This is a genomic window from Enterococcus sp. DIV0682, assembly GCF_051712685.1.
In the GTDB taxonomy this organism is placed as follows: Bacteria; Bacillota; Bacilli; order Lactobacillales; family Enterococcaceae; genus Enterococcus; species Enterococcus faecalis.
Map to the genome: position 1 here is coordinate 2,704,374 of NZ_JBIOPK010000001.1, position 11,262 is coordinate 2,715,635.

Below are 11,262 nucleotides of genomic sequence, written 5' to 3' on the forward strand. Positions count from 1 at the left end.
TGAAAGAAGGTCTGACGACACTTGGAACAAGTAATGGCTTGCGCAGTTGCAACAAAGTCGCAGTTGAATCAACTCATCAGAGTGGTAGCGACAAATTAGTCTCTGTCTTCGGCTGTTTCAATTTCTTGAACAACGTCTTGTGCTTCTTCTTTCACGACTGATTCTGCTTCTTTTTCCAGCTGTTTCGCTGATTGTTGTTCCGCAAATTTGGTTAGTGCGTCAACGGTGATTAAATCATCATCGTCATCGTCCATATCGCGTAACTCAATCTCAGCTTCCTCAATGTCCAAGACACGCATGTCTAAACCAAGTGATTGTAATTCTTTCACTAATACTCGGAATGATTCAGGCACACCTGGTTTTGGAATTGGTTCACCTTTAACGATGGCTTCGTATGTTTTCACACGTCCGACAACGTCATCAGATTTGTAAGTTAAGATTTCTTGTAATGTGTAAGCAGCACCGTAAGCTTCCAGTGCCCAAACTTCCATTTCCCCGAAACGTTGTCCACCGAATTGAGCTTTACCACCCAACGGTTGTTGCGTAACAAGAGAGTAAGGTCCAATTGAACGAGCATGCAATTTGTCATCAACCATGTGGGCTAATTTAATCATATACATGACACCAACGGAAATACGGTTATCAAATGGTTCACCTGTACGTCCATCGTAAAGAACTGTTTTAGCATCGCTAGCCATACCAGCTTCACGAACAGTTTCCCAAACGTCTTCATCGGTTGCCCCATCGAAAACAGGTGTTGCGACGTGAATACCTAATTGGCGAGCAGCCATACCTAAGTGTAATTCAAGTACTTGTCCGATATTCATACGAGAAGGTACCCCTAATGGGTTCAACATGATATCAACAGGTGTTCCGTCAGGTAAGAATGGCATATCTTCTTCCGGCATAATACGGGAAACAACCCCTTTATTTCCGTGACGTCCCGCCATTTTATCTCCTTCGTGAATTTTACGTTTTTGAACGATATAGACACGAACTAACATGTTGACACCTGGTGATAATTCATCGCCAGCTTCACGAGTAAAGATTTTCACATCATGAACGATACCGCCGCCACCGTGAGGTACACGGAGAGACGTATCACGAACTTCGCGGGCTTTTTCCCCGAAGATTGCGTGTAATAAACGTTCTTCTGCAGATAATTCTGTAACCCCTTTAGGTGTGACTTTCCCAACTAGTAAGTCGCCATCTTGAACTTCAGCACCAATGCGGATAATCCCCATTTCGTCTAAGTCTTTCAATGCGTCTTCCCCAACGTTTGGAATTTCACGGGTAATTTCTTCAGGTCCTAATTTTGTATCACGTGCTTCTGATTCATATTCTTCAATATGCACAGAAGTGTAGACATCGTCTTTAACTAAACGACGGCTCATGATAATGGCATCCTCGTAGTTGTAACCTTCCCATGTCATGAAGGCAACTAAGACGTTTTGCCCTAAAGCCATTTCGCCTTCTTCCATAGAAGGTCCATCCGCTAAAGTATCGCCTTTTTCAACTTTTTCACCTAAGTGAACAATTGGGCGTTGGTTGTAGCTTGTTCCTGAGTTAGAACGACGGAATTTTGTAACCATATATTTGTCTAATGCGCCATTGTCGCGACGAACGCGAATTTCTTTTGCATCGACGAATTCTACGACACCGTCATGTTTACATAGTAAAGCAGCACCTGAGTCATGGGCTGATTTATATTCCATACCTGTACCTACCCACGGAGAGCGTGGTTGAATTAATGGCACCGCTTGACGCTGCATGTTGGCACCCATCAAGGCACGGTTGGAGTCATCGTTTTCTAAGAAAGGAATACATGCTGTTGCGACTGCGACTACTTGTTTTGGTGAAACGTCCATGTAGTCAACTTTGTCTACGGCAACTTCTAAGTTTTCACTTTGTAGACGCGCCATAACAACATCATTGGCAAATGTGCCATCTTCATTTAAAAGTGAGTTCGCTTGCGCTACGATATAATGGTCTTCGATGTCTGCTGTTAAGTAATCTACTTGATCAGTAACACGGCCTGTCGCACGATCAACACGGCGATAAGGCGTTTCGATGAAACCAAATTTATTCACTTTCGCATAACTAGATAAACTATTGATCAACCCGATATTCGGTCCCTCAGGCGTTTCAATTGGACACATACGACCATAGTGAGAGTAGTGAACGTCACGAACTTCATAACCGGCACGGTCACGAGTCAAACCACCAGGCCCTAAGGCTGATAGACGACGTTTATGGGTTAACTCACCTAATGGGTTTGTTTGGTCCATGAACTGTGATAACTGTGAAGAACCAAAGAATTCTTTGATACTTGCTACCACTGGACGGATGTTGATTAATTGTTGTGGTGTCAATGTTTCTGTGTCTTGAATAGACATTCTTTCACGAACCACACGTTCCATACGGGCTAAACCAATACGGAATTGGTTTTGTAATAATTCGCCTACTGAACGGATACGACGATTACCTAAGTGGTCGATGTCATCGACATTGCCGATATCTTCCATTAAGTTGAAGAAGTAGCTCATTGAAGCAACGATATCTGCTGGACGAACTGTTTTTACGCTGTCGTCTGGATAGCCGTTACCAATCACATTTACGATACGTTCAGGATCTTTTGGTGAAAGAACTTGAATCACTTGGATTGTCATTGGTTCAGTTACTACCGCATCTTCACTTGGATAGTAAGTTACGCTGTTTAAGCCGTTGTCGATATATTCGCCTAATGTTTCCATGATTTGGTGTGTTAAAACCGTGCCTTTTTCGACAATGATTTCACCAGTTTCTGGATCAACTAGCGTTTCAGCTAAGGTTAAGTTTAATAGACGTGTTTTTAAGTCTAATTTTTTGTTAACTTTGTAGCGACCAACGTTTGCCAAATCATAACGTTTTGGATCAAAGAAACGTGCAGTTAACAAGCTACGTGAGCTATCTGCTGTTTTTGGTTCGCCTGGGCGAAGACGTTCATAAATGTCTTTCAAGCCTTCTTCTGTACGAGAATCACTTGCGTTTTTGTGTAAATCTTTTTCAATTGTGTTGCGTAAGCTTTCGCTGTCGCCGAAAATTTCGAAGATGGTATCATCTGAACCGAAACCTAAAGCACGAACTAACACAGTTAAAGGAATTTTACGTGTGCGGTCAATCCGAACATAAGAAATGTCTTTCGCATCTGTTTCCATTTCTAACCATGCACCACGGTTAGGAATGACTGTTGAGCCAAAACCTTCTTTGCCGTTTTTGTCCACTTTTCCATGGAAGTAAACACCTGGAGAACGAACTAATTGGGAAACGATAACACGTTCTGCCCCGTTGATGATGAAGGTACCCATTTCTGTCATTAATGGGAAATCGCCGAAGAAGACTTCTTGGGATTTAATTTCACCAGTTTCACGGTTGGTTAAACGTAATGTTACATGTAATGGCGCAGAATAGTTGGCATCATGTGCGCGGGCTTCTTCTACTGTGTACTTTGGTTCTTTTAATTCATAGTCAACAAATTCTAAGGATAAGTTTCCTTGGAAATCATCAATTGGTAAAATGTCTTCAAACATTTCACGAAGTCCCTCATCTAAAAACCATTGATAAGAGTCTGTTTGGATTTCAATTAAATTTGGTAATTCCAATACTTCACTGATACGTGCGAAACTTCTACGTTCGCGATGCTTTCCGTATTTTACTACGTGTCCAGCCAAGCTCTTCACCCCTCTAGTTATAAGTCTATCAAAACACCGATCCGAAAAATTACATTTACGTTACATATATTAAATATATGTAACAAAAAGCATTTTTTGCAGTTTTTAAGCAAAAAAAAACCAAAAATAGAACATGCTTCCGAAAAATTTTCTGGCGTTTCTACTTTTGTTTTCCTATAAAAAACCGGAACGGACAATATTTCGCTCCTGCTTCGTCACTTTCAGATAGTTTTTGCTCTATAGATTCTACTACCTTTGTCTAGAAAAGTCAAGGGTTTCTTTAAGGTTTTCTTTTTCATAAAAAGGAGTTTTTTTGTAAAGGGTTTTAATGAAAAAAGGAGCCTGGGACAAAAATCACTTTGGATTTTTGTCCCAGGCTTAAAATCTTATAAACGGCGGGAACAGAACCAACTCCTTCGGAAATAAGCCGAAATTCTCCAAAAATTAAAGAGCACCGAGTAGGTATCATGCAACATCAACTCTTTCCTCGTTGTGTTTTATGACAATTTTCGGAAATTCCTTCTTATTGCTGAGAAACACTATTTGCAAAGCAAATAGATGTTGAACAGTACCTACTTGGTTCTCGGAGCTAAACGTTTCTGTCCCGACCTCATTTTTTCAACAACTAGAAAATATATTCAATTATTTGGTCAATTTTCGCCATATCTTTTAATGGCAAATGCTCAATTTGACTTAATTTTCTTTCAGTGAAGTCCAAAGATTTCAGTTGTGAGATCACTACTTGTCCATGAGTTTCTATGTCATCGGGCAACGTATATCGCGTGGGAATATTTTTAATGGTGGAAGTAATCGGGCAAATCACAGCAAACATGGTTTTCCGATTAAATTCATATCTTGACACGACTAAACCAGGCCGTCTCTTCTGAATCTCTTTGCCTGCAGCAGGATCAAAATCAATCCATACAATATCTCCTTTTTTGGGAATGTACTTCTTTTCAACATTCATTAAAAAAGTTCTCTCCCCTCAGGTGCAAGATCATGCCACTCATCTTTTTCATAATACTCACCTTCTGGACCTTCACTAAATGGATCCTGAATTTTAGGGACTAATGTAATTGTACCGTCGTCAGAATACATCACAATATATTCTTGGTCGACTTTTGGTTTTTTACCATTATCAGTGGGTAAAGTTAAAACGACCGAGTTTCCTTGTCTTCTTGATTTAGTTGTTAGCATGAAATCACTCCCTTCGCTTCATTATACTATGCCTTTGCAATGATGGAAAGAATTTTAAATCACACTTAATGTGACTGAGTTTACTATATAATTCGATAATGCGCGTGGGACAAAAATCACTTTGGATTTTTGCTCCACGCTCAAAAACTGATAAACGGCGGGAACAGAAGCAACACTACGCGTTGCTCCGATCTCAACAACTTCTAAGGTGTTTTCTCGACATGCGTCTCGTCACAGTACAGCCTTCAAAAGAGCTACAGCTCTAAGAGTTGCGATGTTTCACTGTGAAGCATGAACAGATGAAATCATCGTACCTACTTATTTCTCGGAGTTAAACGCTTCTGGCCCGACCTCCTTTTCCCCTATCTTCTATTCACACAAAAAAACGAATGCAAAGATGCATTCGTTTTTGACTAACCGCCACCTAATAAAAAGTCTAGGACATTCATGCCGCCGCTTGTTTGGCTGCGGTAAAGTTCGGTGTAGCCGCATTGGGTACAGCTAATTGTAATAAATTTTTTATTTTGAACATCAAAAATTTTCGCAAAGTTCCCACCTGTTGCTTGAAATTGGTCCGACACATAGTGCATGTTGCCACATTTCTCACAAACATATTGTTGCTTTTCCATTCCCCTCACTCCTTCTCAATAAAATAAGTATAGCAAACGCCTGCTTCATTTTCCTCCATCCTAAGATGGATTTTTTCACTAGTTGACCAAGCCTTTTCCTTTCCGCTACAATAAGCATAACGAATCGGAGGAAAAAATATGTCGACAAAAAGCCAAGTCCTAACTTTATTGATGAAACAAACGCCCGCATTCCTTTCGGGCGAAGAGATGGCACAACGTCTGTCCTTATCTCGCACAGCTATTTGGAAAGCAATTAATGAATTGAAAAAAGATGGCTATCAAATTACTAGCGTGCAAAATAAGGGGTATCGCCTTGAGAAATCAGATGTCCTTTCTGCAGAAGGCATTCAGTTGGCATTATGGCCCCAAACGCCGCCTTTAACAATTACCGTCCTAGAAACATCTGAATCTACCATGACCGATGCTAAGCGGGCGATTTTAGACCAGACGCCCGACAATACATTGATTGTTGCTGACATGCAAGAAATGCCGCGGGGCAGGTTCGGCCGACCATTTTTCGCTACGCCAGGTAAAGGGATTTACATGAGCATGGTGCTTCAACCGAACCAAAATTTTGAAGAAATCGCCCAATATACTGTGATTATGGCCGTAGCGGTCGCTCGAGCAATGGATGCTCTGGCAGGCGTTCACACAGAAATTAAATGGGTCAATGATCTTTATTTAAATGGCAAAAAAGTTTGCGGGATTTTGTCGGAAGCCATGAGCAATGTGGAAACAGGGCAGATTTCCAATGTCATCATCGGCATGGGGATTAATTTTTCAATTACAGAAACCGAATTTCCTGAGGACATTCGGCAGAAAGTGACTTCCCTTTTCCCAGATGGTGAACCGACGGCGACGCGAAATGAATTAGTCGCCAACATTTGGAATCATTTTTACCAAATTTTAGACGAACGTTCAACGAAAGACTTTTTAGAAGAATACCGACAACGCTCCTTTGTGATTGGCAAAGACGTCGCTTTTACCCAAAACGGGCAAGACTTCCGCGGCGTTGCGACAACCATTAATGGAAACGGGGAATTGATTGTCCAGTTGCCTGATGGTACGTCCAAAACGTTGTCTTCTGGGGAAATTAGTTTGGACCAGATTGGTGAATGGCGTCGAGGATAAGTGGGGAAATTTAGAAAAAGAGCAAGAAAGCATCTGTCTAAATTTAAACAGATGCTTTCTTGCTCTTTAAAAATCAACTTCTTTTTGTGCTAACATTTCGCACAATTCTTTGGGGAAATTCGTATAGGGATTTTCATTGATTTTCATTTCTTCTAAAGGAGACAACCAGTTTTTATTCGTATTCTGAAAAGCAATAGCTACTTTTTCTTCAAGATACTTACATACTTCTGCGCCTTTAAAATTTCGATAACTGTCTTTTAAATGCAGAACTTTCTCTAATCTCCCATATAAATTTTCTCTAGTCATGTATCGATTGACTTCCTCAAAGTGAAGTAATAACCAGAGTTCAAAGCATTCATTTGAAAAAATCGTCTTGATTTCAGGACGATGTCGTTGTGCACATCTTACCGCGTTTTCAATCGATTCTGTGGTTTGTTCGTCCTTGTCATACATAAATTGTCTCGCTCCGCTTTTCCCATACTCCGAATACAGGAAACGGCGTATTCGACCAACGCCTCTCCTTGACGTCTACATGTTTTTACTTTGAGTTTACTTTTAATATTGACTGCAGAATATTTTCGTTTAATCAATCTAAGGTAAGCTTCTTCTGTTTCTCCTTCGCAAAAAATCATGACATTTGGTTTTAATTTCTTTCCTTTTTTTACCCTTTTTATTTTTGGCATACCAACTTCTACTCCTTTACCTTCACTGCCTGAACGATTTCACTTCGATCAATATGAGGAACACCACCAAACAGACCATTTAAATAACGGCGATAATATGTGATATCTCCGCGACCTTTTTTAGGGTCTGCTTCAAAGTCATACAAAGCGTATAATTCGCTGGCGCCACGATAATTCTTATCTGTGAAGTAAATTTGATCCTTTCTCAATTGATTATCCATCAAATGAAGTTCATGGGAGGTCAAGATAAATTGTGTATTCGTCTCCATGGCATTGAACGCTTCTAACAATGTTCCTGACAACTCTTGATGAAACGCATCATCAAATTCATCAAAAACAAAAACTTTTTCTTCTGGATTAAATAAAGTATTTAGCGCTAAGCCAATTAATTTTTTCGTCCCAGAAGATTCCAAATCATAATGAATACGTTCTTGTCCGACTACTCGATTCATTTCGTCATATTGGTTATAAACAGAGTACAGCGAATACAGACTTTTCTTGACTCGACCAATTTCAATGGTCGGGTCTTTTTCTTGGATAATTCGTTCTAAAACAGCGGCTAATTTTTCTTGTTTCGAGTAATCTTCCTCTTTGTCTTTCACAGGAACCAGGTCAACCATGTTCATATCCGCAAGTTTCAAAAAGTTCAAGACTTTCTCTTTGTCTTTTTCATTGTTCAACCGTTCAATATTCCGTAAAGATCCATCAAAAATAACTAACTGATTGGCAAACCAACGAACGACATTCGTAGCGTGCTGATCATTTTTTGATTCCAACGTATGGATAACTAACGAATTAGACTTAATTTGTGTTTGGTATTCTTGATATTTTTCTGGAAAAACGGAAGATTCCGCACCGTCTCTTTTAAAATAATAAACAAAATCATCCTGCGTTTTGTCATAAATCTCTAAAGATTCCTTAACTACTTCGCGCGCTGTGTTAGCTAACGAATAGCGATACAAGACACTGTCATTAATAAATTCAATGGTCATAACAGATGGACTTTGTTTAGTGAGAGGGTCTAACGCAAAAGGTTCATATAATAAAGCATCATTAATCGAAGCTTGTTCTCTTAAAACCAAAGTTTTTAACGCATTTAACCCACTCACTAAATTTGATTTTCCTGAACCATTTCCCCCAAAAACAATGGCACTCTTCAGTAACCTTAGTTTTTCTGGATAATTTTTAGGCTTCACTTCGAAACGATTATTGACATACTTTCGTAAATACGCGCCTGTTTGTAGGGAAAGTGTTTGTTCCTCTTTAAAAGATAGAAGATTTTTGACTGTAAAATTAACTAGCATGCTGTTCACCTCCTCGTTTTTTCATCTATTCTTTTATTATATCGTTAAAAGCAGATACTGTAAAACGTTTTTCCGTTTTTAAAATAAATTTCCCGAAATAACGCTTTTCTCCCACACCTTTAAATTTATTTAAAAAACAATAAATTTTCTTAAACTTCATTGTGAGAACCGCTGCATAAATTCTATACTTCTAGCGTTAGATAAAATAACCTTGTTAGGTGAGGCTCCTATCCAAACATAGGCTATTGCGCAGAAATGTCGAAAGACACCAATGTGTAAAACAGGAATGGTCGAATTAAGGCTCTTCTAAAAATAGCTAAGAGAAATCTTTACGTTGGATAGTGCTAAAGCTCAGACGATGAGAACCGATTGGCTTGCTGTGTCCTGTTTAGTCGCAAGCGCTTATTTACGATCGATGCTGGCTTAGTCTACTCTTTCAAGGGAAAAAGAAAGGGATTCTCATGCAAACATCGAATAAAAAATTTCCACTTTATGCCCTAACAACGCTTGGTTTTACTTTCCTCACTTTGTTAGTGGCGGCTAGTCCAAATTGGTTTCAACAAATGGACGAAGCTATCTATCACATCAAATGGCAATTAAATGCCCCACTTTTAACAGCGGTCAATCTGTTAGCAAAAACAGCCACAATTGGACCAATGCTGCTATTCTTCTTATTATTGATGGTGTACCTTTTACGCAAAAAAGAAAAAATTCTAGCCTTTTGGGCTGTCAGTAACCTATTAGCTGTCGGCTTTTTAGGGAGCGTTTTTAAACATGTGGTGGGTCGGGCTCGACCAAACCTAGGCGCTTTAGCTGATCGAAGCTCTGCTAGCTTTCCCAGCGGACATTCATTATTAGCAATGGCGCTAGTCTGTACGATTTTGATCATTTTGGCCTATCTTCATGTCGAAAAAACCAAAGGAATCAAAATTTTCTTACTCACTTATTTAGTTTTGATTGTGTTAGGTCGCTTAATCTTACGCGTTCATTATCCTAGTGATGTCATCGCTGGGATGCTCCTAAGTTATAGCTGGATCAACTTTTCATTTCAAATTGTTCAACGTTATTTGCCGGCACCTGAACCAGAGGAAGCAGAAGTACCGACACAACGCCGGCGCCGCCATTCTCGTAAAAGAAAAAGTTTATTCGTGGTCTTTAGTTTAACCCTTTTATTTTTAGGCACACTTTCTGTTTCCGCTTACGGCGTCAGCATGTATCGTAATTTGCAAAAAACGGCGAACACCATGTATAAACCAAGAAAATCTTCCACGAAGAGTCCCGATTTAGCCAAAGGGGAGCCGGTTAGTTTCTTAATTATGGGAATTGCGAATGACTCAAAACGCAAAACCGATTACCGCTCCAACGCCTTAATGGTGGTTACAGTGAATAATCAATTACAAAAAACTACCATCACCAGCATCCCGCGTGACTACTATGTGGAAATGGCTGGCACCAATGGCGAATACAATAAAATCAATGCGGCCCACGTTTTCGGTGGTGCCGATATGCAAATTAAAACGGTTGAAAATGTCTTGCACATCCCAATCAATCATTACTTTTCAATTGATATGGATGCTATGAAGGACCTTGGCGATGCGGTGGGCGGCGTCACTGTTGACAATGCCTTTGCTTTTGACGCTGAAGGGATTCATTATCCGAAAGGCAAACAGCATTTAGGGGGCTGGGAAGCTTTACAATACGCGCGCATGCGTTACGAAGACCCCGAAGGCGACTATGGTCGTCAACGCCGCCAACGAGAAGTTTTAATCGAATTAACCAACAAACTACTTTCTTTTAACAGCTTGCTAAAATATCAAGAAATTCTGGACGTAATCGGCGAACATGGCGAAACCGACTTATCCTTTGACCAAATGATGGCAATGCTAAAAAAATACACCCCCGCACTAAAAACGATTGAAACCGATCAATTAAAAGGCTACGATTACACTGGCGATGGCGTGACAGGGATTGAAGGTATTTCTTATCAACTTGTGGAAGAGAGTGAACGCCAACGTGTCGAAAATGCTATTAAAGAACAAATGAACCTCTCTACAAAAGACACTGAACAATCGCAATAACGACTAAAAAGCAGCGCCCCTTAATGAAAGGGGGCGCTGCTTACTTTGGCTAGTTAGACGGTCATTTCAAAAATATTAATTTTTGTCACCGTTAGTAACGGCTCTACATCAGAGAGGTATGTTAGCGCATAGCTCTCTTTTCATTACCATTATAGTACAATTGCCTAAAAAAATATATTGGAAACTAATTATTTTTTTGTTTTACATGGTATAATCTAAGTGTAGATAAGTTAACACGGAGGCAAGCGCACAGGAACATGCGCTTTGCGACGAGAATCGCAACGAAGTGAGAAGCGTAGGAGCAGATGCTTTCCCCTTTCGGTGGTGGTGCTTATGAATGTAAGTACTGAAATCTATGAAAGGAGTAGGCCTTTTGTCAGCATATGAGACAATTCAGACGATCCTAGGGTTTGGTATGTTTACCATTGCTTTGATTGCACTGATTGTGAAATTGCTTAAAGAAGACAAAAAGAAATGACCGCTGTTTAACTTTGCCTAGTTAGACGGTCATTTCAAAATCTTTAAAATTT

10 protein-coding genes and 1 riboswitch are annotated in these 11,262 nt (G+C 39.9%); of the genes, 3 read left to right on the forward strand and 7 right to left on the reverse strand.

What is annotated here, in order from left to right; translation table 11 throughout:
* Positions 1-95: 95 nt before the first annotated feature.
* From rpoB to IGK96_RS13115, 4 genes are all read right to left on the reverse strand, one after another.
* Entirely contained in the window at positions 96-3,710 is a 3,615-nt protein-coding gene (rpoB, locus tag IGK96_RS13100; RefSeq protein ID WP_002389470.1) for a DNA-directed RNA polymerase subunit beta, read from the reverse strand.
* A 625-nt stretch (positions 3,711-4,335) separates the two neighbouring features.
* A complete protein-coding gene (locus tag IGK96_RS13105) occupies positions 4,336-4,677 on the reverse strand; it encodes a type II toxin-antitoxin system PemK/MazF family toxin (RefSeq protein WP_002360937.1) in 342 nt (113 codons plus the stop codon).
* A complete protein-coding gene (gene mazE, locus IGK96_RS13110; RefSeq protein ID WP_002367500.1) occupies positions 4,677-4,907 on the reverse strand; it encodes a type II toxin-antitoxin system PemI/MazE family antitoxin in 231 nt (76 codons plus the stop codon). Before mazE ends, IGK96_RS13105 begins: the two co-directional genes overlap by 1 nt.
* Before the next feature lie 413 nt (positions 4,908-5,320).
* Complete coding sequence (locus IGK96_RS13115; protein ID WP_002354768.1) at positions 5,321-5,536, reverse strand: zinc ribbon domain-containing protein; 216 nt, start codon at positions 5,534-5,536, stop codon at positions 5,321-5,323.
* A 138-nt stretch (positions 5,537-5,674) separates the two neighbouring features.
* Between IGK96_RS13115 and IGK96_RS13120 the strand changes: the two genes are divergently transcribed.
* Positions 5,675-6,667 (forward strand): biotin--[acetyl-CoA-carboxylase] ligase, encoded by a 993-nt coding sequence (locus IGK96_RS13120; protein WP_010776203.1) that lies wholly within the window; start codon positions 5,675-5,677, stop codon positions 6,665-6,667.
* A 66-nt stretch (positions 6,668-6,733) separates the two neighbouring features.
* On the opposite strand, the gene IGK96_RS13125 is transcribed toward IGK96_RS13120, so the two are convergent.
* Genes IGK96_RS13125 through IGK96_RS13135 form a run of 3 tightly spaced genes read right to left on the reverse strand, consistent with a single transcriptional unit; the run spans position 6,734 to position 8,654 of the window.
* Entirely contained in the window at positions 6,734-7,120 is a 387-nt protein-coding gene (locus IGK96_RS13125) for an RloB domain-containing protein (RefSeq protein ID WP_238701993.1), read from the reverse strand.
* The gene (locus tag IGK96_RS13130; RefSeq protein ID WP_373419699.1) at positions 7,072-7,350 is read right to left on the reverse strand and encodes an RloB domain-containing protein; all 279 of its coding nucleotides are present in this window, start codon (positions 7,348-7,350) and stop codon (positions 7,072-7,074) included. The genes IGK96_RS13125 and IGK96_RS13130 overlap by 49 nt, the downstream gene beginning before the upstream one ends.
* An 8-nt stretch (positions 7,351-7,358) precedes the next feature.
* Positions 7,359-8,654: an AAA family ATPase gene (locus IGK96_RS13135; protein WP_010824051.1), complete on the reverse strand. Its 1,296-nt coding sequence runs from the start codon at positions 8,652-8,654 to the stop codon at positions 7,359-7,361.
* A 203-nt stretch (positions 8,655-8,857) separates the two neighbouring features.
* Positions 8,858-9,024: riboswitch (M-box (ykoK) riboswitch) on the forward strand.
* A 91-nt stretch (positions 9,025-9,115) separates the two neighbouring features.
* Here IGK96_RS13135 and IGK96_RS13140 point away from each other — a divergent pair.
* Positions 9,116-10,732 (forward strand): phosphatase PAP2/LCP family protein, encoded by a 1,617-nt coding sequence (locus IGK96_RS13140; protein WP_002372620.1) that lies wholly within the window; start codon positions 9,116-9,118, stop codon positions 10,730-10,732.
* A gap of 355 nt (positions 10,733-11,087) precedes the next feature.
* The gene (locus IGK96_RS13145) at positions 11,088-11,210 is read left to right on the forward strand and encodes a putative holin-like toxin (protein ID WP_002404776.1); all 123 of its coding nucleotides are present in this window, start codon (positions 11,088-11,090) and stop codon (positions 11,208-11,210) included.
* Positions 11,211-11,262: the final 52 nt, after the last annotated feature.